Genomic DNA, 23,212 nt, shown 5'->3' on the forward strand with positions numbered 1-23,212 from the left:
ATTGATTTTGGTACTTTTCATCATACCAAAAAGAAGTCAGAATGATAAGAAAACAATGCAGGGGGATGAAATCTATGAGTCAAACAGTATCATCTGAAGTGACAACTGCCCAGTGGCAGCAAAAACGGGATCAATTTGTTTCCAATGGGGTCGGCAACGGAAACCGCAGTATGGCGGTAAAAGGCGAAGGGGCGCTTTTATACGATTTGGACGGCAGACGATTCATTGATTTTGCCGGAGCGATCGGAACGCTGAATGTCGGCCATTCCCATCCGAAGGTGGTGGAGGCCGTGAAGAAACAGGCGGAGGCTCTCATTCACCCGGGATTTAACGTCATGATGTATCCGTCTTATATTGAGCTGGCCGAAAAACTCTGCGCCATTGCGCCGGGAGATCATGCGAAAAAAGCGATTTTTCTCAACTCCGGAGCGGAAGCGGTGGAAAACGCCGTGAAAATCGCCAGAAAATATACGAAGCGCCAGGCTGTCGTCTCATTCACAAGAGGGTTTCACGGCCGCACGAACATGACGATGAGCATGACGAGCAAGGTAAAGCCTTATAAATTCGGATTCGGCCCGTTTGCCTCAGAGGTGTATCAGGCGCCGTTTCCTTACTATTATCAAAAGCCGGCCGGCATGAGCAATGAGCAGTATGACGACTTTATCATCAGCGCTTTTGATGATTTCTTTATCGCCGCAGTTGCGCCGGAAACCGTGGCCTGTGTCGTCATGGAACCGGTTCAGGGAGAAGGCGGTTTTATCATTCCTTCAAAACGTTTCGTGCAGCACGTCGCCGCTTTTTGTAAAAAACACGGCATCGTTTTTGTGGCGGATGAGATTCAGACCGGGTTTGCCAGAACGGGAACGTATTTTGCGATCGAGCATTTCGGAGCCGTTCCTGATTTGATTACCGTATCTAAATCACTCGCGGCCGGATTGCCGCTGAGCGGCGTCATCGGCCGGGCGGAAATGCTTGATGCCGCCGCGCCGGGGGAACTTGGCGGCACATATGCGGGAAGCCCTCTCGGCTGTGCGGCTGCGCTTGCCGTCTTGGACATTATTGAAGAAGAAGGGCTTAATCAGCGCTCCGAGGAGATCGGCCGCATCATTGAGCATCAGGCGCTCGAATGGAAAAAAGAGCATGCCTGTATCGGAGAAGTGCGCAGACTCGGCGCGATGGCGGCCATCGAAATTGTCAAAGATCCGGACACGCGAGAACCGGACAAAGCAAAAGCCGCGGCTGTCGCAAAAGCGGCGAATGAGAATGGGCTGCTGCTATTGACGGCAGGCATTAACGGCAACATTATCAGATTTCTGACGCCGCTTGTCGTGACGGATGAACAGCTCAAAGAAGGCCTTTCCATTATCGAAGCCGCTTTGTGAGTTCAATTATTGGAATGCCGGCGGATGGGTCTGCTATCATGAGAGTGTGAGATACATCAATAAGCATTCAATGGTTTTACTATAGCAGAGAAAGGAATGTTCAATATGCCAGAACAATTAACAGTTTACAACCCGGCAACGGGAGAGGCGATCGAAAGCATCCCTCAGCAGACGGCCGAAGATGTTGAAAAAGCGATTGAACGTTCACACAAAGCGTTTCAATCATGGTCCAAAACATCAGCGGGAGAACGTGCTTCCCTTTTGAAAAAATGGTATGAGCTGATTGTTGAAAATAAAGAAGAACTTGCGGAATTAATTACGAAGGAAAACGGTAAACCGTATGAAGAAGCGGTCGGAGAAGTTTTATACGGCGCCGGCTATATTGAATGGTTTGCCGAAGAAGCAAAACGGATTTACGGCAGAACCGTACCTGCGCCGACTACGGGCAAACGGATTGTCGTCACCCGTCAGGCGGTCGGCCCGGTAGCGGCGATCACGCCGTGGAATTTCCCGAATGCGATGATCACCCGAAAAGCCGCGCCGGCTTTGGCGGCAGGCTGTACATTCATCATCAAGCCGGCGGAAGATACGCCGCTTTCCGCTTACGCCCTTGCGCGTCTCGCATTTGAAGCGGGAATTCCGGAGGACGTGCTGCAAGTGGTGATCGGTGACGGAGCCGAAATCGGAAACGTCTTTACCAGCAGTCCGAAAATCCGCAAAATTACTTTCACCGGCTCAACGCCTGTCGGCAAAATCCTGATGAAAAACAGTGCCGACACCGTCAAACATATGTCGATGGAGCTTGGCGGACATGCGCCGCTGATCGTGGATGAAGACGCTGATCTTGATCTGGCGGTAGCCCAAACAATGGCCTCTAAATTCAGAAATGCCGGCCAAACCTGCGTCTGTGCGAACCGCCTGATCGTTCACGAATCCGTGAAAGACGAGTTTGCGAAAAAACTGAGTGAAGAAGCTGCGAAACTCAAAGTCGGAAACGGTCTTGAAAAAGGCGTAAACGTTGGTCCCGTCATCAACAAAAAAGGCTTCGATAAAATCGTCGGCCAAATTAATGACGCCGTGGAAAAAGGCGCGAAAGTGCTGACGGGCGGAACGTATGACCAAAACGATGAAAAAGGATGCTATTTCGTTACGCCGACCGTGCTGTCAAATGTAGACACATCCATGAACATCATGCATGAAGAAACATTCGGTCCGGTTGCGCCGATCGTTACGTTCTCAGATATCGATGAAGCGATCAAGCTTGCGAACGATACGCCGTTCGGGCTTGCGGCTTATTTCTTCACAGAAAACTACCGCCGCGGCATCTATATTTCTGAACAGCTTGAATACGGCATCATCGGCTGGAACGACGGCGGTCCGTCCGCGGTTCAAGCGCCGTTCGGCGGAATGAAAGAAAGCGGCATCGGCCGAGAAGGCGGTACGGAAGGCATTGAGCCGTATCTCGAAACCAAATACATGTCAATCGGACTTTAATAGCTGAAAGAGAGCCCCTGCTTCTAAGCGGGGGCTTTTTTAATTGAGCAGTCTGCCGGTGAAATCGCCGGCAGGCTTTTTTGATCTCATGGGAATAATCGGTTCGATTCCAGACAAAATAACAGCAAATACGATTGAAAGAAGGTCGCCATCATGGATATATTACTGGCTCTTCTCCCGGCTTTGTTCTGGGGGAGCATCGTGTTATTTAACGTCAAATTAGGCGGCGGGCCTTACAGTCAGACACTGGGAACGACAATCGGGGCGCTCATCGTTTCGTTTGTGTTATATCTGTTTGTCCACCCGGTGCTGTCTGTGCGGATCTTTATTGTCGGCATCGTATCGGGGCTGTTTTGGTCGCTCGGCCAAAGCAATCAGCTGAAAAGCATACAGCTGATGGGCGTTTCGAAAACCATGCCGATTTCGACGGGAATGCAGCTCGTCTCGACTTCTTTATTCGGCGTGATCGTATTCAAGGAATGGTCAACTCCTATCGCGATTACACTGGGTATTCTCGCCCTTATTTTTATCATCGTCGGTATTGTGCTCACATCTTTAGAAGATAAAAAGGGGCGGGCGGACGGAGAACCGGGAAACTTAAAAAAAGGCATTGTCATCCTGCTTATTTCCACGCTCGGTTATTTGGTATATGTCGTCGTGGCCCGGCTGTTCGGAGTATCCGGCTGGTCAGCGCTTCTGCCGCAGGCGATCGGGATGGTAATTGGCGGGCTGCTGCTGACGTACAAGCACAAACCGTTTAATAAGTACGCCCTCAGGAACATTCTGCCGGGAATCATCTGGGCGCTCGGGAATATGTTTCTGTTCATCTCACAGCCGCGCGTCGGTGTCGCGACAAGCTTTTCTCTGTCTCAAATGGGAATCGTCATCAGCACGCTCGGCGGAATCTTCATTCTCCGTGAGAGCAAAACGAAGCGTCAGCTGGTCGCCATTGCGATCGGGATTATCCTGATCATCGTGGCCGCGGTATTCTTAGGCGTTGCGAAATCAAATTCATAACAAATGCAGGAGGTTTGAACATGTACACGGATCTAAAAGGAAAAGTCGTTGCCATTACAGGAGCATCATCAGGATTAGGAAGAGCGATGGCGATCCGCTTCGGGCAGGAGCAGGCGAAAGTCGTGATTAACTACTACAGTAATGAAAAAGAGGCTCAAACCGTAAAAGAAGAAGTTCAAAAAGCGGGCGGCGAAGCGGTCATTATTCAAGGTGACGTTACAAAAGAAGAGGATGTCAAAAACATTGTGCAGACCGCGGTCAAGGAATTCGGCACATTAGATATCATGATCAACAACGCCGGCATGGAAAATCCGGTCGAGTCGCATAAAATGCCGCTAAAAGACTGGAACAAAGTCATCAACACCAACCTGACCGGCGCTTTTCTGGGATGCCGCGAAGCCATTAAATATTACGTAGAGAATGATATTCAAGGAAACGTCATTAACATGTCGAGCGTACATGAAATGATTCCGTGGCCGCTGTTTGTCCACTATGCGGCAAGTAAAGGCGGCATTAAATTAATGACGGAAACATTGGCGCTTGAGTACGCGCCGAAGCGCATCCGTGTTAACAATATCGGGCCGGGCGCCATCAATACGCCGATCAATGCGGAAAAGTTTGCGGATCCCGTTCAGAAAAAAGATGTGGAAAGCATGATTCCGATGGGGTATATCGGTGAGCCGGAAGAAATCGCGGCTGTCGCCGTCTGGCTTGCTTCAAAGGAATCAAGCTACGTGACCGGCATTACGCTGTTTGCTGACGGCGGAATGACACAATATCCGTCATTCCAGGCAGGCCGCGGATAAGAAAAAAAGCGATCGCAGCTCTTATGAGCCGGATCGCTTTTTGCTTTATGCGCGTTTTTTCTTAACAAGCGCCGCGATGGAAAGGATAATCGCCGCAGCTGACAGAACGATGGCCGCGATATCAAGCGCTGATACGCCGGATTTGCTTTCTTCTTTTGACTGTTCAGCTCCGTGCGCATCCGTCACGTTGGCCGCTTTTGTGATTTTCGTAATCGAGTGAGGCGTGTCAGCTTTTTCATCACCCGTCCATTCTACAATGCTGCCGTCTTTGTAATATTGGTAGGCGTCCCAAGCGGCATCCCCGGTCTTTTCAGGGTTTTTCGCAACAAATGTGAACTGCTGGAATTGGCCGGGCTGAATGCCGCCGTTCTTCGCTTCCCAAGTGACGGAGACCGCTTTGTCATCATGCTTTGATACGGACGTTTTCCAGCCCGGAATCGGCTGGTACTGCTGAAATTCAACGCCCGCAGGCATTTTCAGCACGACTTTCGTTGTCGGCTCATTTTTTTCCACAGGCACTTTCATCGTGTACGTTTCCCAGGAACCCGCCGCGGATTCCGCGGGTTTGACTGAGACGTGGGCGCTTGCTGTTGCCGTAAAACCGATGAGTGACAGGGTTATGGCAGACATGAATACTAAAGCCTTTTTTTTCAACATGAGATACACTCCTTAGTTTGTGGTTGAGAATATTTGATTGATTTCATTAAAGTCGTTTGTCAGTCCGTGGACTTTGATCTTCCAGTTTCCCTTTTCGGTGATGGACATATTGGCGGCTTCGAATGTGCCTTCCTTCGTTTTTTTCAAATCAAAGGTGCTTTCATGCTGTTTGCCGCTGAAGCCCGTCTGATAAACCGTCACCGTAAATTGCTGAATGTCTTTCACAAGGCTGCCGTTGTGATCGGTGACAATGACTTGAAATTCATTTTTACCCGGCTGGTTCGGCGTTATGTGCAAGGACAGGGTTTCCCCGTTTCCGATCATGTCTGAGCCGTTAAAAGGCAATGGCGCAGGCGGCGGCGGGCTGGGCAGGCTTGTGAAGACGGCGGTTGTAAATAACACCGCAATCCCTATTACCCATTCGGCCTTTATTGTGCCGCTGATGCTTTTGTTTCTGCGGAGTTTTGTCATCCATACGTGAATGGCGCCGAGAGCAAGCATGATGACAAACAGTCCGATTTTCAAAAGAAGCGTCTTGCCGTAAGCGGTGTGAAAGAGTGAATCAAACGAACGGATAATGAAAAATCCGTTCAGCACACCTGAAAATAAAAGCACGCCGACAGAGGCGAATGCCCAAGGGGAGAACCGTCTGACCGTTTCCCAGGCGATGGTTTTATCGGTGTTTCTCCACTCTGATGAAAGAAGCAGCACAAGCGCGGCTATACCGCCCGTCCATACAGACGCGGCTGATAAATGGAGAAAGTCCATTGTGATGCCGACCGCTTTTTCGTCAATGACCGCCGCATGTCCGGCAAATGCTTTTGCCAAAAGCGAAGCGAAAAAGAACAATAGCGGCGCCGTCCAGTACGCAAATGACCGAAATGCTTTCTTCTTCAACAGCGGGATCATGGACACAGCAAGCAGGATAAATAAGCTGATCTGGATCATCCAGACATACCCGCCGGCCGTTTTCAGAAGCGTTTCTTTTACATAGTCCGGCTGAAACGCGGCGCTCCAAGCGCCGCCCGCGTTTTCTTTCGTCTGGATCGGGAGCTGGCAGACAAGCGCGAGTCCCATTAAACATAAAGAGATAACGAGCAGCTTTACGGTTCGGCTGTTTTTTGATGAACTTTCATTTTTTCTGAACCAAAACAGATGGAAAAAGGCCGTGCCGATAAACAGGGAGAGAGCGGTGTACAAAATACCGCGGTCGATGGCCGCTTCGGGGTGGAGGGCCGCTTGCGATGATGTTTTCTCCTGAAGGTCTCCGCCGGCTTTCCCGATACTGAAAGGAATGACGCCGGATACCGGGTGTCCGTCAGCTGACACCGCGTTCCATTCCGCTCTGTAAATATCATGCGGCAGATTTTTTTTCAAAGCCGCGGTCATGATGCGGGAATCATTTTTTTGAATCACCGTTTTGCCCGCATCGACCCGTTCGCCGGATGAATTATAGACCTTAATGGAGTGGAAGCCTTCTTCAATCTGTTCATTAAACTCAATTTCAATCTGCTTTGGCGCTTGTTTTAATTCGCTGTTCTCACCCGGATTTGAGTTTGTGATGTAGGCGTGGGCGAAGCTTGTTTTCGGAATCAAAACAAGGAACAGCAAAAAGATGAGCCAGCGTTTGTTCTGTCTCATGGCTGGTGACACCGCCTTCCGGTTGGTTGTTGTTATGTCTTGCTGCAGGTGCATCCTTTCTGCCTGTCGTGTAAGATGATGTCCGCTGCCTTGTCAAAAGTGCAAATGACCCCGCCGAAGCCTTTTTGAAACCGTTCCGCGTAATCAAGCGTTGAGAAAGGAATCGCCTGAGGCCGGCAGCAATGAAGGTCAATGTCGGCATCGACTAAAAAGTATGCAGAAGCGGCCGTCAGCGTCGTTTGGAGAAGGAAATCCTTACAAATGACGTGGGACACTTCTTCCTTTTTATCCTCATACCGCAAAATCGCGCAATGAATGCAGCACATCTGCTCAACGTTCTGTGAAACGGTAATAAGCTGAACGGAATATGAATGCTGAATCGGCCGCAGGCAATAGCCGCATTGATTGGCGCTTTGTTCTGAAGCGGGCGGGAGCGTAATGCCGCCGGGTGTCCGGATAATCCGGTTTGCATCCGCCAGCTGATTGACGTCTCTGTACACGGTCATCTCGGAGACGCCGAATCTCTCGCTGATGTCAGAGATTTTCAGCGCGCCCTCTTCTTTCAGCCATTCAAGCAATGTTTGCTGTCTGTTAATCGGAAGCAATTCTGCATCCTCCTTTTTATGCGAATGAGTGATGAACCTCCTTCTAAGAGTAGATGTTTTCACAAATGTGTACAAGAGCCTGATGATAAAATATGTGAAAATATGTTGAACAATCACAAATGTAAAACGCGGAGACAGACTCTGTTATAATAGAAGAGTTGAATGGAGGAATAAACATGAAAGAAACGACCTGCCCGAACTGCGGCAAGCCGATTACAGGCGACATGGTCAGATCATCCATAATCCCGTGCCAGTTTGATTGCGGGCACTGCCATGTGAAATTGCGTGAATATAAAGTATCAGCTCCGATTATGGCTGTTGCCATTGCGATAACGGTCCTTTTGATTTATCTTGTGCAGATGGCCCGAACCGCTGTCATGCCGATGTTTCCGGCGGCGCGGTATGTGCCGGCCGCCATTTTCGCGCTCGTATGCGCATATCCGGTGTTCATTGTCAGTGAGCGGCTCATTGCGAAACTCGTCGTTACAAAAGGACACATTATATACAGAAAGCGGTAAGACACCTTGTTATGAGGTGTCTTTTTTTAGTTAAGGATTTGTCACACTCTATGTGCCAAACTCCTCTTTACTTTTCATTGAATGAGGATTGTAAGCGTTTTATGATGAAGACACAGGGGAGAAAGAAACCCCATGTCTTATTTATTTCATCTTAAGGCGAGCATACAGGGAGGGAATTGACATGCAGCAAGAACAGCAAGCTGGCATGAAAGTGAAGATACAGCGGTTCGGCAGTTATTTAAGCGGTATGATCATGCCGAATATCGGCGCATTTATCGCGTGGGGAATTATCACCGCGCTGTTTATTCCTAAGGGATGGTTTCCGAATCCGCAGCTGAATACATTGGTAAGCCCGATGATTACGTATCTTCTGCCGCTTTTAATCGCATATACGGGCGGAAAAATGATTTACGATCATCGCGGGGGAGTCGTCGGGGCGACGGCCGCCATCGGAGTCATTGTCGGAGCAGACATTCCGATGTTCTTAGGCGCAATGATTATGGGGCCTTTGGGCGGTTATCTCATTAAACAAGTAGATCGTTTATTTAAAGATAAAGTCAGACAGGGTTTTGAAATGCTGATCAACAACTTCACGGCGGGAATTATCGGCGCTGTGCTGACAATTATCGCGTTTTATGCGATCGGCCCGGTCGTCCTGTCTCTTAACAAATTGCTGGCGGCGGGTGTGGAAGTCATTGTCCATGCGAATTTGCTGCCGATTGCAAGCGTTTTCGTTGAACCGGCGAAAGTCCTGTTCCTCAATAACGCGATCAACCACGGCATTTTAAGTCCGATCGGAATCGAGCAGGCCGCAAAAGCGGGTAAATCCATTCTGTTCTTAGTGGAAGCGAACCCCGGGCCTGGACTCGGTATTTTACTGGCATACATGTTCTTTGGAAAAGGCTCTTCAAAATCGACGGCTCCGGGAGCGGCGATCATTCATTTCTTCGGGGGGATTCATGAAATCTATTTCCCTTACATTTTGATGAAACCGATGTTGATCCTCGCGGCGATCGCGGGAGGAGCGAGCGGACTGCTCACATTCTCGATTTTTAACGCGGGACTTGTCGCGGCATCATCGCCGGGCAGCATCATCGCCATTTTAGCGCTGACGCCGAAAGGAAGCTATCTCGGTGTGCTGGCGGGCGTCATCGTTGCAGCCGCCGTATCGTTTATCGTATCGGCCCTTATTCTGAAATCATCTAAAGCGGGTGAAGAAGATCTGACAGCCGCCGCGGAAAAAATGCAGGAAATGAAAGGCAGAAAAAGCGAAGCGGCCGCTGCGTTGGCAGATACAGAGGAAGAGCCTGAAAGCGGCGCAGCCGATATTTCCGCTGACCAAGTCAGCCGCATTATCTTCGCGTGTGATGCGGGTATGGGATCGAGCGCAATGGGCGCGTCCATTTTAAGAAACAAAGTGAAAAAAGCAGAGCTGGATATTGATGTGACAAATACGTCGATCAATAATCTTCCGGATGACGCGGATATCGTCATTACGCATAAGGACCTGACTGACCGCGCGAAAGCGAAGCGGCCGCAGGCGGTGCACATTTCGGTTGATAATTTCTTAAACAGTCCGAAATACGATGAACTGATTGAAAAGCTTAAAAACTAATCAAACAGAAAGAGGGATTTTCATCATGGAAGTATTGGCTAAAGCGAACATCAAACTGAACCAAACAGTGAACTCAAAAGAGGATGCCATCCGCCTGGCGGGACAGACATTAATTGATAACGGTTACGTGAAAAACGGCTACGTGGAAAAAATGTTCGAACGTGAAGAAACATCATCCACTTTTATGGGGAATTTCATTGCAATCCCGCACGGCACGGAAGACGCGAAGGAAGAAGTGCTTCATTCAGGCATTTCCATCATCCAGATTCCGAATGGTGTTGAATACGGTGAAGGCAATACGGCAAAGGTCGTTTTCGGCATCGCCGGAAAAAACAATGAGCACTTAGACATTTTGTCAAACATCGCCATCATCTGCTCAGAGGAAGAAAACATCGAACGGCTGATCAGTGCAAAAACGGAAGAAGAACTGGCCGCTATTTTCAGCGAGGTGAACTGACATGATTGCCCTTCATTTCGGAGCGGGAAACATCGGGCGGGGCTTTATCGGCGCCCTGCTCCATCATTCCGGCTATGATGTTGTTTTCGCTGATGTGAATGAAACGATGGTCGGCCTTCTTAATGAAAAGAAGGAATATACCGTGGAGCTTGCCGACGGCGGCCGGCAGACAGAAACCATCGGCCCCGTTTCAGCCATCAACAGCGCGAAGCAAGAACAAGAGCTGTACAGGCTGATCAATGACGCGGCGATCATTACGACGGCAGTAGGACCGAATGTTCTCAAATTCATCGCCCCGTCAATTGCGGAAGGGCTGAAGCGCAGAACGTCCTCTGAGCCTCTGAATATCATCGCCTGTGAAAATATGATCGGCGGCAGCAGTTTTTTGAAAAAAGAGGTTTTCGGACATTTGACGGAAGCGGAGCGGGAACTGGTGAATCAGAAGGTCGGCTTCCCGGATTCCGCGGTGGATCGGATCGTGCCGATTCAGCACCATGAGGACCCGCTGAAAGTATCCGTAGAGCCGTTTTTTGAATGGGTCATAGACAGAACCGGCTTTGCCGGCGGTCAGCCGGCACTGAAAGGCGCATTGTTTACGGATGATCTTACGCCGTTTATTGAACGGAAGCTGTTTACCGTCAATACCGGCCATGCCGTTACGGCTTACGTCGGCTATCAGCGCGGATTAAAAACCGTCAAAGAAGCCATCGACCACCCTGAAATCCGGCGTGTCGTGTACGATGCCCTTTCAGAAACGGGCGAGTACCTGGTAAAAGCGTACGGCTTTAAGCAAGCCGAACACGAGCAGTACATGAAGAAAATCATCAGCCGTTTTGAAAATGAATACATCACGGATGATGTGACGAGGGTCGCCAGATCACCGCTCAGAAAACTCGGAGCGAATGATAGATTAGTAGGGCCGGCCAAAAAAATAAAAGAACCGAACGCGCTGGCAGAAGGCATCGCCGCCGCCCTGCGCTTTGACTATAAGGATGATCCGGAAGCGGTTGAGCTGCAAAAGCTTATCGCGGAAAAAGGCACGAGCGCGGTTCTTCAAGACATTTGCGGTATTCAGCCGCATGAACCGCTGCACGGCATCGTACTTAAAAAGCTGAATCAATAAGATGAATCCGCGTCGGGGGACGCGGGTTTTTTTCTTCTGTTATAATGTGAGGGAAGGGAGGCTGCGTGATGAATGAGGAGCTTTTGCCCCATCGTTATCCGTTTCTTTTGATTGACGGCATGAAGAACAGCGAAGCCGGAAAATGGGCGGCTGCTTATAAATACATCAGTGAAAATGACTGGTTTATGTCAGAATCACAGAGAGAGATGCCGTTTTCGCTCATCGTTGAAGCAATGGCCCAAACGGCCGCCTGCGCGGGGATTACAGGTGAAAACAGTCTCGGCCTGCTGTCTGCGGTGAAGAAAGCGGAAAGATTAGGTGCCGCTTTGCCGGGAGACCGTCTGGATCTTTTGTTTGAAGTCACGCGAATCAGGCGCGGGTTTGTATTCGGCCGGGCGAAAGCGTCCGTTGCCGGGAAGCCTGTCGCGGAAGCTGAGATCAGCATATTTATCCAGCCATCGTAAAAAAAGCCGCCTTCAGCGGCGGCTTTCGGACAAGCCTGTCATTTTGTATCATAATCTCTTTCACTTTGTGAATTGTTCCTTTGGTCGTGTTTGTGTTTTTCGTCATTGGCGTTTTCCTTCAGCTCTTCCAGCGGAATCGGATCGGTTAAATCATGATGTTCAGGATTTTCATTCGGTTTGTTCTTCTGTTTTCTTTCTTTCATCCTTCATCACCTCAATAGTTCTTTTCCTCAACGTTCTCCCCGCCAAACGTCAGGGAGCGGTTTTTTGTTCCTGTGGGTCATATGTATTAAAATAGAAACGACTACATTATAAAAAGTGAGGTACATATATGCCGATACAAAGAGAAGACGCAGATATTAAACTGATCGCGATTGATATGGACGGAACCCTGCTCAATGACGAGCAGCTCATCCCGGAGGAAAACCGGCGGGCGATCAAGGAAGCGGAGGCGAAAGGAATTCACGTCGTCATCAGCACCGGACGCACGCTGATGACCTGCCGCGAGCTGGCTGAGTCTCTCGAGCTGTCATCCTTTTTAATTACGGCAAACGGCAGCGAAATCTGGGATTCCAACTTTGAGCTGGTTGAGCGCAAGCTTCTGCATACCGATCATATTCAAAAATTATGGGATCTGAGAAATAAGCACAACACGAATTTCTGGGCCTCTACCGTCGATAGAGTATGGAGAGGGGAATTCCCGGAAACGATTACGGATCACCAGTGGCTCAAGTTCGGATTTGAAATCGAGGATGACGATGTGCGGAATGAGGTGCTGAAAGAGCTGAAGGAAAACAAGGAGCTCGAAATCACAAACTCCAGCCCGATCAATATCGAAGTCAATGCGCTCGGCATTAATAAAGCGGCAGCGCTTGCGAAGGTTTCGGAAAAACTCGGCTTCACGATGGAAAATGTGATGGCAATGGGCGACAGTCTGAATGACATTGCCATGATTGAAAAGGCGGGCGTCGGCGTCGCCATGGGAAATGCGCAGGACATCGTGAAAGAAACGGCTGACTGGGTGACTGATGTCAACACGGAAAACGGGGTCGCCAAAGCGATCCGCCACTGGGTGCTGTAATAGAAAAAAGAGGGTCTCTGTATGAGGCTCTCTTTTTTGTTTTGTCACATTTCTGACTAGGTCCATGGTAGGTTTTCTGACAAAAGGATGTTCAAATCTGTCAGAATTGATATAATGAAAAAAGTCCAATAATTCGGAATAGTCGTTCCGAATAGCGGAATGATAATAAAATAAAACGTTTACAATACAGGAGGGATCTTATGTTTCAGATTGACATCAATTGTGATTTAGGAGAAAGTTTCGGTGCTTATAAGATCGGGCTTGATGAAGAGATTTTGGATTATGTGACATCTGCAAACATCGCCTGCGGCTTTCATGCGGGTGATCCCACCGTGATGCGCAAAACAGTTGCGCTTGCGGCGGAGAAAGGCGTGAAAATCGGCGCTCATCCCGGGCTGTTCGATCTTCAGGGATTCGGGCGGAGGCAGATCGCGATTACGCCCGAGGAAGCGTATGATCTGACACTGTACCAAATCGGCGCGCTGTCAGGATTTTTAAAAGCAGAAGGTGTCGCGATGCAGCATGTGAAGCCGCACGGCGCTTTATATAATATGGCCGCCGTCAACCGCGGTCTGTCAGATGCGATCGCTCAAGCGGTTTTTCATTTTGATCCCGGACTTATTTTATTCGGACTTTCCGGAAGCGAGCTGATTAAAGCGGGGGACCGAATCGGACTGCAGACGGCAAGTGAAGTGTTTGCGGACCGCACCTATCAGAAAGACGGCACGCTGACGCCGCGTTCACAGCCGGATGCGCTGATTCAGGATGACAAAAAAGCGGTCGGGCAAGTGATCCGAATGGTGAAAGACAATACGGTGACATCTGCGGAGGGACAAGCTGTAAACCTGAAAGCGGACACCGTCTGTATTCACGGAGACGGCGCCCATGCGCTCACATTCGCAAAAACGATCAGAAAAGAACTAAAAGCGGCTGACATTCAAATCAGCGCGCTTGCAAAAGACTGAGCAGCAGAGGGAGGAAGACAGCATGGAACAAAAGAAAAAAACAGCCGGAAAGGCTCCCGGCAGATGGTCGCTGCTTTTAGGCGCGACATTTCTGATGGCGACATCTTCAATCGGGCCCGGCTTTCTGACGCAAACGGCCACGTTCACCAATACATTGGCGGCAAGCTTCGGCTTTATCATTTTAATCTCCATTATTTTGGACATTTTCGCACAGACCAATGTGTGGCGGATTATCGCAGTTTCCGGAAAGCGCGGCCAAGAGATTGCAAATATGGTGCTCCCGGGCGCCGGTTATGCCATTGCTTTTCTGGTCGTGCTCGGCGGACTTGCGTTTAATATCGGAAACATTGGCGGCGCGGGTCTCGGCCTTCAAGTATTATTCGGGATCAAACCGGAAATCGGCGCTTTAATCAGCGCTGCGGTCGCGGTTCTGATTTTCGTCATAAAGGAAGCCGGAAAAGTCATGGACCGTTTTATGCAAATCGCCGGAATCGTCATGATCATATTAACGGTGTATGTTGCCGTAACGACGGCCCCGCCGGTCGGACACGCCGTTGCGAAAACCTTTATGCCTGATCATATCAGTGTGCTGGCGATCGTGACCCTTGTCGGCGGCACGGTCGGCGGATACATTACATTTGCCGGCGGCCACCGTTTACTTGATTCAGGCATCCAAGGGAAGGAAGTCATTCCTCAGGTCACGAAAAGCTCCATCACAGGTGTCTTAATTACATCTATTATGCGGATTGCCCTGTTTCTCGCCGTGCTCGGCGTCGTCTCAAAGGGCCTGCGTATTGATCCCGATAATCCCGCGGCTTCTGTATTCCGGCTTGCAGCGGGAAATGTCGGCTATAAAATTTTCGGCGTCATCATGTGGTCTGCCGCTATTACGTCCGTCATCGGCGCGGCATATACATCGGTGTCATTCTTCAAATCGTTCTCGGCAAAAATCGAAAAGCATTCACACGGCGTCATTATCGGTTTTATCATCGTATCCACGCTCATTTTTGTCACGATCGGCCAGCCTGCCAAAATTCTGGTCGCGGTCGGTTCGCTTAACGGTTTAATTCTGCCGCTTGCGTTAGCGATGATTCTGTTGGGCGCTTATAAGAAAAAAATCGTCGGCGATTACAAGCATCCAGTCTGGCTCACTATTGCGGGGGCGACAGTCGTCGTTGTCATGGCGATTATGGGCATCTATACATTATTCTCGCAATTGCCGCAGCTATGGAGCTGATGACATGAAAAAACATATGAGTGACATGACTCCCGAAGAAGTCAGACAGCTTATCAGGAAGGGGCAGATGACCGGGCCGACGGCAGGATGGGCCGCTTCTTATGCACAAGCCAATCTCGTCGTTTTGCAAAAGGATCTTGCCTTTGATTTTCTCTTATTCTGCCAGCGCAATCAAAAGCCGTGTCCGGTGCTTGACGTGACGGATACGGGCTCACCCGTACCGGCTGTTGCGGCGCCGGGAGCTGATATCCGGACGGACTTTCCGAAGTACAGGATTTATCGGCATGGCGTGCTTACTGAAGAGGTAACGGATATCACCCGGTATTGGAAGGATGATTTTGTCGGGTTTTTGATCGGCTGCAGCTTTTCATTCGAGCAAGCCCTTATCAATCAGCAAATTCCCATCAGGCACATCGATGAGGGAGTGAATGTTCCCATGTATATAACAAACATTGACTGTGTTCCGGCCGGGCGGTTTTCAGGAAAGATGGTCGTCAGCATGAGGCCGATTCCGGAAAGGCTTGCAGTCCGCGCGGCGCAGGTCACGTCACGTTTTCCCGCCGTACACGGCGCCCCCGTCAGCATCGGAAATCCGAAAAGCATCGGCATCAGCGATTTGAATCAGCCGGACTTCGGCGATGCCGTGACGGTGCGGGAAGGCGAAGTTCCCGTATTCTGGGCGTGCGGCGTTACACCGCAGGCGGTGATCATGGAAGCAAAGCCTGAGATCGTGATGACGCATTCACCGGGGCACATGCTGATCACCGATATCCGGAATGAATCGCTTGCTGTTCTGTAAGTGAGAAAGAAAACAACGAGGTGATGACAATGATGCAGTATAGCGGCAATACAGCGCTTGATATACAGCCGCACGGTGATTCCGCCGTTATCATCCGCTTTGGCGGGCAAATCAGCGAAGAGGTTAACAGCCGGGTTCATGCGGCGGCGGCCTGTATTGAAGAACGGCCGTTTCCGGGCTTCGTTGAATGTATCCCGGCATTTACGAGCTTAACGATCTTTTATGATGTGTATGCCGTCTCAAATATAAAAAAAGGCGTCTCTCCTTTTGCATTGGCCAAGAAAGAAGTGATAGAACGCCTCAGCCATTTAAAGACCGACAGGCAAAAAGAGCGCCGGGTAATGGAAATCCCCGTTTGCTACGGCGGTGATTTCGGTCCTGATTTAGAAGAGGTCGCTAAGATGAACGATCTGACGCCGGAAGACGTCATCCGCATTCATACCGAAGGCGAATATCTCGTCTATATGCTCGGATTCGCGCCGGGATTTCCGTTTTTAGGAGGAATGTCTGAGCGGATCAGAGCGCCGAGAAAGTCGTCGCCAAGGCCGTCAATCCCGGCCGGTTCAGTAGGAATCGCCGGAATGCAGACCGGTGTGTATCCGATATCCACTCCCGGCGGCTGGCAGCTGATCGGTAGCACCCCGCTTCGGCTTTTCAGGCCGGAAGAACATCCGCCAAGCCTGTTGAGAGCGGGCGATACGGTGAAATTCGTCCGAATCACAGCAGAAGAATACAGCCGCATCAAGGAGGGAGCCGAATGAGCATGAAAGTGGTGAAGCCCGGTCTTCTGACGACGATTCAGGATACGGGGCGAACGGGGTACCAGAAATACGGTGTACTGGGAAGCGGCGCAATGGATACGATCTCTCTGCGCATTGCCAATCTTCTTGCCGGAAATAAAGAAACAGAAGCAGGACTGGAAATTACGCTAATGGGGCCCGGTCCTTCCTTTGAGCTTTCAGAACCGGCAGTCATTGCCGTCACGGGGGCTGATTTCGCCTTTCATATTAATGGAGAACCGGCCCCTCTGTGGAAACCGGTTCTTGTAAAGGAAAACAGCGTTGTTTCATTTGGACCGTGCAAGATGGGGAGCCGCGCTTATCTCGCCGTCGCGGGGGGATTTGACGTGCCCGCCGTCATGGAAAGCAAAAGCACGTATGTCAGAGCGGGGATCGGCGGCTTTTACGGAAGAGCCCTGCAAAAGGATGATGAACTTCCGCTCGGCAGTATGACGCAGTGCTCGGAAATCATCGCGCACCGTTTGAGCGATTCTCTCGGGCAGCATGGTTTCTCAGCGCCTGATTGGTCTGTCAGCAGCAGAGGTTTTCTGCCGCTGAAAAAAAATCCGGTCATTCGTATGCTTGAAGGGGCGCAATTTCATGCTTTTACAGAAGAAGCAAAATCACGTTTTTACAAAGAGCCGTTTACGGTCACGCCGCAGTCCGACCGAATGGGCTACCGGCTGAAGGGCGCTCCGCTTGAATTACAGGAGCCGCTTGAAATGGTATCTGAGGCCGTGACATTCGGGACGGTGCAGGTGCCGCCGGACGGCAATCCGATTATTCTGCTGGCTGACAGGCAGACGACGGGAGGCTACCCGCGAATGGCGCATATTATATCCGCCGATCTTCCTCTTGCCGCCCAAACGATGCCGGGCGAACATATCACGTTCTCGGCCGTTTCGCTGGAGGAAGCGGAAATGCTGCTTTTGGAGAGGGAACAGCAGATAAAGGAGCTGAAAGCCAGGCTCAAAATGGAATGGCTGATCTGACAAAGGGGCTAAAGACCATGGAAAACAAAAACAAAACCGTCATCAAATCAATGGAGCTGCTTCATTTGTTTCTGACTGAACCAAGCCTGAGCCTAAATGAGCTTGTTTCTCGATCGGAGATGCCGAAGACCTCGGTTCACCGGATGGCAAGTTCACTGGAGGAAATGGGATTTCTCACCCGGGCAGCGGACGGCCGTTATCAGCTGGGTCTGATCTTTTTGCAATTCGGCCAGCTTGTCTCTGAGCGTCTGGACATCAGGAAAATAGCCAAGCCGATAATGGAAGAGCTGTGCGGTGAAGTGGATGAAGCCGTTCAGCTGATTATGAGGGACGGCGATGAAGCCATTTACGTTGAAAAAATTGAAGGCACCCAAACCGTCCGGCTGTTTACCGCAATCGGCCGCCGCTCGCCGCTGTACGCGGGGGCGTGCGCCAGAAGCATTTTATCGTTTCTGCCGAGAGAGGAGATTGACACATACCTTCAGAAGACAGAGTTTGCCGCAATTGCCTCAGGCACGATGACGAATCCGGCTGAACTGCTTCAATCTATTGAAACGTCATTACAATCAGGGTATACGATCAGCTATTCGGAATTAGAGGATTACACGGCGGCGATTGGGGCGCCTATTTTCAACCACGAAGGAAAGGTGGCGGCGGGAATCAGCATCGCCGGCTTTGAAGCCAGGTTTTCAGAGGATCGGCTGCCGTATTTAACGGAAAAGGTCAAAGCCGCGGCACAGCATATTTCTGAGAAATTGGGGTATTGACCGAGCCAATTTTCCTTCGCTCGCGTACATTACAATATCGACAGTAATGAGTGGAGGAAAGTAAATGGGACTTGTTTATACGGCGCTAGGGGATTCTTTGACGACGGGAAGGGGATCCGGGCCGTTTTCCCCCGGCTTTGTTCAGCGGTTCGGGTGTATGATGGCAGAAGATTTACAGACAAGGACCGAGGTATCCATCTTTGCCAAGTCAGGCCTTGAGACGGGAGAAATTCTCGGGCTTATGTCCTTGCCGTACATTCAGAGGCGGATTCAGGCTGCTGATATGATTACGATTACGGGCTGCGGCAACGATTTGATCGATTCGGTTCGGGCGTATCAGCAAACGAAAGACGCTTCGGTGTTCGCCGGCGTGTCCCGTCACTGCCATGAGAACTTTGAAAAGATGATTGCCAAGATCGCTGCCTTAAAAGAAACGCACCCCTCTCCTTATGAGATCCGCGTTTTCAATTTATACAATCCTTTTCCGGGCATCTCCATTGCGGAAAAATGGATATCTTCTTATAATGCGCACCTCAGCACACTCGCATCAGCGCCGCACGTCAAAATTGCCGATGTCCACAGCGCTTTCAAAGGAAAGCTGAACGAATATCTCTCTCATGACCGCGTACATCCCAACAGCAGAGGATATGAAGTCATGGCATGCGTCCTGCGGGGGCTCGGATACGGAAGCCTCGCCCGCTCATAACCGCGCGCTCCTTTTCATCGGGAGCGCGCTTTTCGTTCTCCTTAAAACAAACTTAAAATTGTCCGACTTTCGTTCTATCCGTGCAAAAAGTACGCTAGAATAATGGGGGATAAAGACAGAAATAGAATTGTGTTCAAAAAATGATAACAGAAAGGATGGATTGCTTTGCTGCGCGCCTTAAAACTGTCACTTGCGATGCTGATTATTATACTTGCGGCCGCCGCATTTACGTATGCGGAACATACCTCTGTCATACAGCCGGTTATGCTCGTGTTTCTCGGTGCGGTCATGTTCATTCAGGGACTGGAAGAAAAGCGGAAGGAAAACGACGGTTCGGGGAGATTCAATATCTATACCGCTGTTTTTGTATGGTCGATCTCCTTAATCGGTTTTACGCTTCACGCGATCTGAGTTTGATAGATCCTCAAAATGTTCCACAACGGGAAATGGTGAATAAAAACGGTGAAGTAAGGCTTTCCATTCCTGATATTCCGGTGATCCGCGAAAGCCTTTTGTATGATCCTCCAATGTCTCCCATTCCACAAGCAGCAAATATTTATGCGTCTTTTCCATACATTTGGACAAGGAATGGGACAGATAACCTTTCATGCCCGATATAATCGGCTCCGCCCGGCGGAATGCCTCTTCGAATTCCCCTTCAAAGCCTTCTTTTACATGCAGCATGGCTGCTTCTCTGATCATCTGAAATTCCCCCTTTTTTAATAGATACATTGTATAAGTATATGGACCGTGATGGCTGGAAAAACAAAAAAATTTTAAACGCTATAAGAAAAAAATCCTTGCCAGCCTGATTTGATTTAGGAGAAAATAACAATTGGAAGGCAGGGGAATTAACAGTGAAAAAAGGATTATACCTATTACTTTTACTCGCAGGAATCCTAGGTTTGATCGGCTGTTCGAAAACGGAGTCGGCCGAAGACAGAATGAAAGATTTCGTGAAAGACTGGAACGGCGGTCATTACGATAAGATGTACCAAAGCCTCACACAGGATGAAAAGAAAAAATTGTCCAAAAAGGATTTTGTAAAACGATATGAAACCATCTATGAACAAGCAGGGGTCAAAAATCTGAAAGTCACTGCCGAAAAACAGGACGAAGACGATAAGAAAAAAGATGACCTTCAGCACATCGATTATAAAGTCAGCATGGATACAAAAGCAGGGAAGGTCGCCTTTGAAAACACGGCCGTCCTGAAAAAAGAAAAAACAGACGATGGAGAAGCATGGAACATCGACTGGAATCCTTCTTTTATTTTCAAACAGCTTTCCGACGACAAAACCGTGCAGATCGCAAATGAAGAACCGAAGCGCGGGCAAATCTACGACAAAGACGGCAAAGGCCTCGCTGTGAATACGGAGGTGCCGGAAATCGGCATTATTCCGGGAAAACTCGGCAAGGATAAAGACAGCGTAATCAAAAAACTGTCTGAAAAACTGGACCTTTCTGAAGACGATATAAAAAGCAAGCTGAATCAGGGCTGGGTAAAAGACGACTCCTATGTCCCGGTTCAAAAAATCAGACCGGATGACGAAAGCAAGGTCAAGAGCCTGCTTTCATTAGACGGCGTGACGAAAACGACAGTCAGCTCCCGCTACTATCCGTACGGCGAAAAAGCGGCCCACCTGACCGGGTATATTAAAACGATCACAGCGGAGGATCTGAAAAAAGCAAAAGACGGCCAATACAGCGACACCTCCAAAATCGGCATCGCCGGCCTTGAGAATGTATATGAAGACAAGCTGCGCGGCACGACCGGCTGGAAAATTTACGTTCCGCAAACGGGTGAGGTCATCGCTGAAAAGAAAGCCAAAAACGGGCAGGATATTCATGTAACGATTGACATGAAAACGCAGACGAAGCTGTATGATTCCATGAAAGATGACAGCGGAGCGGCAGTCGCCCTCGAACCGCAAACGGGAGAGACCCTCGCGCTTGTCAGCGCTCCGTCTTATGACCCGAACGGCTTTATCTTCGGCTGGAACAGCAAAGAATGGAAAAAGCTGAATGAAGATAAAAACAATCCGTTTTCAGCGAAATTCAACAAACTCTATGCGCCGGGATCAACGATTAAACCGATTGCCGCGGCAGTCGGCCTGACAAACGGAACGTTGAAAGCATCAGAAAAGAAAAAAATCACCGGAAAAGAGTGGCAGAAAGATTCAAGCTGGGGCGGCTACCATGTCACACGCGTATCAGAGCGTCTGAATGAAGTGGATCTCGAAAACGCGCTGATTACCTCGGACAACATCTACTTTGCGCAAAATGCCATAGATGCCGGAGCTGACGCGTTTACAAAAGGATTAAAATCATTTGGTTTTGATGAAGACATTCCATACCAATTTCCGATTGAAAAATCGTCAATCGCTAACGGCAAGCTTGATTCCGAGATTCTTCTCGGAGATACGGGCTACGGCCAGGGGCAGATGCTGATGTCTCCGCTGCATTTAGCGGCTGACTATACCGCATTTGTAACAGACGGAAATCTCGTCAAACCGACATTAATCAAAGACGGAGAAAAAACACCGCAAATCTGGCATAAGCAAGTGGTATCCAAAGCCAATGCCGAAGAAATCACAAAAGGGCTGAGAGGCGTCGTTGAAGATCCGCGCGGCTCTGCATATCAGCCGGTCGTAAGCGGCATTAACGTAGCCGGAAAAACCGGTACAGCCGAGCTGAAAACGTCTAAAGAAGATAAAGACGGCAAAGAAAACGGCTGGTTTGTCGGCTACGACTATAAAAAGAAAGACCTCTTGATCGCCATGATGATTCAAGACGTCAAAAAACGCGGCGGAAGCCATTACGTCGTTGAAAAAGCGAAACAGCAGTTTCAGAACCGGTAAATGACGATTTTTCCGGGCTGAAAGGAAAATCGGCCGCCGAAGCAGAATGAAACAGCATGGGCAATTCCTGAAACAGAGATACAAGAGGCTCACTAAGAAAAAGGGGGATTTCACATGCAGCGTATTCAATTGGCTGAAGATCTGGAATTTTCAAGAGTGATACACGGGCTTTGGCGTCTGAACGAATGGAATTATTCGGACGGGGAGCTGCTGAATCTGATTGAATGGTGTATCAGCCAAGGCATCACCACCTTCGACCATGCCGATATATACGGCAGTTATACGTGTGAAAAGCTGTTCGGCGGCGCTTTATCCCTTTCGCCCTCAATAAGGGAGCGAATCGAAATCGTCACAAAATGCGGGATTGTCATTGAGTCGCCGGAACGGCCCGGAAACAAGTCGCATCATTATAATACGTCGAAGTCTCATATCTTAGCGTCGGCGGAGCAGTCGCTCTTGAATCTGAATACGGATTATCTGGATGTGCTGCTCATTCACAGGCAGGACCCGCTTATGGACCCGGAGGCTGTAGCTGAAGCGTTTCATGCGCTGAAAAGCTCAGGCAAGGTCAGATACTTCGGGGTATCGAACTTTAAAGCGCATCAGTACAGAATGCTCGAATCCTATTTGGATGAACCGCTCATCACGAACCAAATTGAAATCTCGGCTTATGAGCTGGAACATTTTCATGACGGCACGCTGGATTTCTGTCAGGAAAAACGCATTCCGCCGATGGCGTGGTCACCGCTTGCGGGCGGGAGCGTCTTTACCGGACAATCGGATAAGGACGTCCGAATCCGTACCGCGCTTATTTCGGTGCAGGAAGAAATCGGCGCCGCCTCCATTGATGAAGTCATGTACGCATGGCTGTTCACCCACCCGGCAGACATCATGCCGATTGTCGGCAGCGGAAAACAGAACCGCATTTCCGCGGCGGTGCGTGCTTCAGCGTACAAGCTCAGCCATGATCAGTGGTTTCGGATCTATACAGCTGTCCAAGGTTATGATATTCCATAACCAAAACAAACGCCCGGAAGGCTATCTTCCCGGGCGTTTGTTTATGTGGTGTGCAATGTCAAAAAACAAGTAAGGTCACTTTGAAGTATAGCCGTGCGGATCAAGAGAAACAAACGTCACGGCATATTATCTGACACATTTTTCTTATTCAATACTGTCACACGGACCAGTGCCAAATTGCCATTTGAAAATGGTTGTATATTCTTTGAAAGCGTTTTATATTAGAAGT

At 49.6% G+C, this 23,212-nt stretch carries 25 protein-coding genes; 20 read left to right on the forward strand and 5 right to left on the reverse strand.

Annotated elements, in window-relative coordinates:
• Positions 1-74: 74 nt before the first annotated feature.
• The 4 genes from gabT to gdh all read left to right on the forward strand — a co-directional run bounded on the left by gabT (position 75) and on the right by gdh (position 4,699).
• Complete coding sequence (gabT, locus tag MHH91_RS02010) at positions 75-1,382, forward strand: 4-aminobutyrate--2-oxoglutarate transaminase (protein WP_013351017.1); 1,308 nt, start codon at positions 75-77, stop codon at positions 1,380-1,382.
• 105 nt (positions 1,383-1,487) lie between these two features.
• A complete protein-coding gene (gene gabD, locus MHH91_RS02015; protein ID WP_013351018.1) occupies positions 1,488-2,876 on the forward strand; it encodes a succinate-semialdehyde dehydrogenase in 1,389 nt (462 codons plus the stop codon).
• Positions 2,877-3,029: 153 nt separating this feature from the next.
• Positions 3,030-3,893, forward strand: coding sequence for a RhaT/GlcU family sugar-proton symporter (locus MHH91_RS02020; RefSeq protein ID WP_013351019.1), 864 nt, complete (start codon positions 3,030-3,032; stop codon positions 3,891-3,893).
• 20 nt (positions 3,894-3,913) lie between these two features.
• The gene (gene gdh, locus MHH91_RS02025) at positions 3,914-4,699 is read left to right on the forward strand and encodes a glucose 1-dehydrogenase (protein ID WP_013351020.1); all 786 of its coding nucleotides are present in this window, start codon (positions 3,914-3,916) and stop codon (positions 4,697-4,699) included.
• Between the two features lie 45 nt (positions 4,700-4,744).
• On the opposite strand, the gene MHH91_RS02030 is transcribed toward gdh, so the two are convergent.
• From MHH91_RS02030 to MHH91_RS02040, 3 genes are read right to left on the reverse strand one after another with little or no spacing between them, the layout of a single operon-like run.
• On the reverse strand, positions 4,745-5,356 hold the full coding sequence (locus MHH91_RS02030) for a YcnI family copper-binding membrane protein (protein ID WP_013351021.1): 612 nt from the start codon (positions 5,354-5,356) through the stop codon (positions 4,745-4,747).
• 12 nt (positions 5,357-5,368) lie between these two features.
• Positions 5,369-6,997: a copper resistance protein CopC gene (locus MHH91_RS02035; protein ID WP_014469750.1), complete on the reverse strand. Its 1,629-nt coding sequence runs from the start codon at positions 6,995-6,997 to the stop codon at positions 5,369-5,371.
• Between the two features lie 32 nt (positions 6,998-7,029).
• Positions 7,030-7,602 (reverse strand): DeoR family transcriptional regulator, encoded by a 573-nt coding sequence (locus tag MHH91_RS02040; RefSeq protein WP_014469751.1) that lies wholly within the window; start codon positions 7,600-7,602, stop codon positions 7,030-7,032.
• Between the two features lie 176 nt (positions 7,603-7,778).
• Here MHH91_RS02040 and MHH91_RS02045 point away from each other — a divergent pair, with 176 nt between their 5' ends.
• From MHH91_RS02045 to MHH91_RS02065, 5 genes are all read left to right on the forward strand, one after another.
• Complete coding sequence (locus tag MHH91_RS02045; protein WP_014469752.1) at positions 7,779-8,120, forward strand: hypothetical protein; 342 nt, start codon at positions 7,779-7,781, stop codon at positions 8,118-8,120.
• Positions 8,121-8,301: 181 nt separating this feature from the next.
• A complete protein-coding gene (locus tag MHH91_RS02050) occupies positions 8,302-9,735 on the forward strand; it encodes a PTS mannitol transporter subunit IICB (protein WP_014469753.1) in 1,434 nt (477 codons plus the stop codon).
• Between the two features lie 25 nt (positions 9,736-9,760).
• Positions 9,761-10,192 (forward strand): PTS sugar transporter subunit IIA, encoded by a 432-nt coding sequence (locus MHH91_RS02055; RefSeq protein WP_013351026.1) that lies wholly within the window; start codon positions 9,761-9,763, stop codon positions 10,190-10,192.
• A gap of 1 nt (position 10,193) precedes the next feature.
• A complete protein-coding gene (locus MHH91_RS02060; RefSeq protein WP_014469754.1) occupies positions 10,194-11,315 on the forward strand; it encodes a mannitol-1-phosphate 5-dehydrogenase in 1,122 nt (373 codons plus the stop codon).
• Between the two features lie 68 nt (positions 11,316-11,383).
• The gene (locus MHH91_RS02065) at positions 11,384-11,779 is read left to right on the forward strand and encodes a 3-hydroxyacyl-ACP dehydratase FabZ family protein (protein ID WP_014469755.1); all 396 of its coding nucleotides are present in this window, start codon (positions 11,384-11,386) and stop codon (positions 11,777-11,779) included.
• A gap of 38 nt (positions 11,780-11,817) precedes the next feature.
• Here MHH91_RS02065 and MHH91_RS02070 read toward each other — a convergent pair whose 3' ends face one another.
• On the reverse strand, positions 11,818-11,982 hold the full coding sequence (locus tag MHH91_RS02070) for a hypothetical protein (protein ID WP_014469756.1): 165 nt from the start codon (positions 11,980-11,982) through the stop codon (positions 11,818-11,820).
• Positions 11,983-12,110: 128 nt separating this feature from the next.
• Here MHH91_RS02070 and MHH91_RS02075 point away from each other — a divergent pair, with 128 nt between their 5' ends.
• The 9 genes from MHH91_RS02075 to MHH91_RS02115 all read left to right on the forward strand — a co-directional run bounded on the left by MHH91_RS02075 (position 12,111) and on the right by MHH91_RS02115 (position 19,516).
• Positions 12,111-12,860: a Cof-type HAD-IIB family hydrolase gene (locus MHH91_RS02075; RefSeq protein ID WP_013351029.1), complete on the forward strand. Its 750-nt coding sequence runs from the start codon at positions 12,111-12,113 to the stop codon at positions 12,858-12,860.
• A gap of 200 nt (positions 12,861-13,060) precedes the next feature.
• Positions 13,061-13,825: a 5-oxoprolinase subunit PxpA gene (locus tag MHH91_RS02080; protein WP_014469757.1), complete on the forward strand. Its 765-nt coding sequence runs from the start codon at positions 13,061-13,063 to the stop codon at positions 13,823-13,825.
• Between the two features lie 22 nt (positions 13,826-13,847).
• On the forward strand, positions 13,848-15,062 hold the full coding sequence (locus MHH91_RS02085) for an NRAMP family divalent metal transporter (protein ID WP_013351031.1): 1,215 nt from the start codon (positions 13,848-13,850) through the stop codon (positions 15,060-15,062).
• A 4-nt stretch (positions 15,063-15,066) separates the two neighbouring features.
• Entirely contained in the window at positions 15,067-15,861 is a 795-nt protein-coding gene (locus MHH91_RS02090; RefSeq protein ID WP_013351032.1) for a putative hydro-lyase, read from the forward strand.
• 29 nt (positions 15,862-15,890) lie between these two features.
• Positions 15,891-16,622 carry a 5-oxoprolinase subunit PxpB gene (pxpB, locus tag MHH91_RS02095; protein ID WP_013351033.1) on the forward strand — a complete coding sequence of 244 codons (732 nt, stop codon included), beginning with the start codon at positions 15,891-15,893 and terminating at the stop codon, positions 16,620-16,622.
• Positions 16,623-16,624: 2 nt separating this feature from the next.
• A complete protein-coding gene (locus MHH91_RS02100; RefSeq protein WP_088030669.1) occupies positions 16,625-17,632 on the forward strand; it encodes a 5-oxoprolinase subunit C family protein in 1,008 nt (335 codons plus the stop codon).
• Between the two features lie 17 nt (positions 17,633-17,649).
• Positions 17,650-18,399, forward strand: a complete 750-nt coding sequence (locus MHH91_RS02105; RefSeq protein ID WP_013351035.1) for an IclR family transcriptional regulator — start codon at positions 17,650-17,652, stop codon at positions 18,397-18,399.
• A gap of 64 nt (positions 18,400-18,463) precedes the next feature.
• Positions 18,464-19,105 carry a GDSL-type esterase/lipase family protein gene (locus tag MHH91_RS02110; RefSeq protein ID WP_013351036.1) on the forward strand — a complete coding sequence of 214 codons (642 nt, stop codon included), beginning with the start codon at positions 18,464-18,466 and terminating at the stop codon, positions 19,103-19,105.
• 195 nt (positions 19,106-19,300) lie between these two features.
• Complete coding sequence (locus MHH91_RS02115; protein ID WP_326373844.1) at positions 19,301-19,516, forward strand: YczI family protein; 216 nt, start codon at positions 19,301-19,303, stop codon at positions 19,514-19,516.
• On the opposite strand, the gene MHH91_RS02120 is transcribed toward MHH91_RS02115, so the two are convergent.
• On the reverse strand, positions 19,487-19,807 hold the full coding sequence (locus tag MHH91_RS02120; protein WP_013351038.1) for an antibiotic biosynthesis monooxygenase family protein: 321 nt from the start codon (positions 19,805-19,807) through the stop codon (positions 19,487-19,489). The two genes, MHH91_RS02115 and MHH91_RS02120, sit on opposite strands and share 30 nt — an antisense overlap.
• 155 nt (positions 19,808-19,962) lie before the next feature.
• Between MHH91_RS02120 and MHH91_RS02125 the strand changes: the two genes are divergently transcribed.
• Both MHH91_RS02125 and MHH91_RS02130 read left to right on the forward strand, forming a co-directional pair.
• Complete coding sequence (locus MHH91_RS02125; protein WP_013351039.1) at positions 19,963-21,966, forward strand: penicillin-binding transpeptidase domain-containing protein; 2,004 nt, start codon at positions 19,963-19,965, stop codon at positions 21,964-21,966.
• A gap of 114 nt (positions 21,967-22,080) precedes the next feature.
• Entirely contained in the window at positions 22,081-22,983 is a 903-nt protein-coding gene (locus MHH91_RS02130) for an aldo/keto reductase (RefSeq protein WP_013351040.1), read from the forward strand.
• The last annotated feature ends 229 nt before the right edge of the window (positions 22,984-23,212 follow it).

Source organism: Bacillus sp. FSL K6-2819 (assembly GCF_038008305.1).
Lineage (GTDB): Bacteria > Bacillota > Bacilli > Bacillales > Bacillaceae > Bacillus > Bacillus amyloliquefaciens.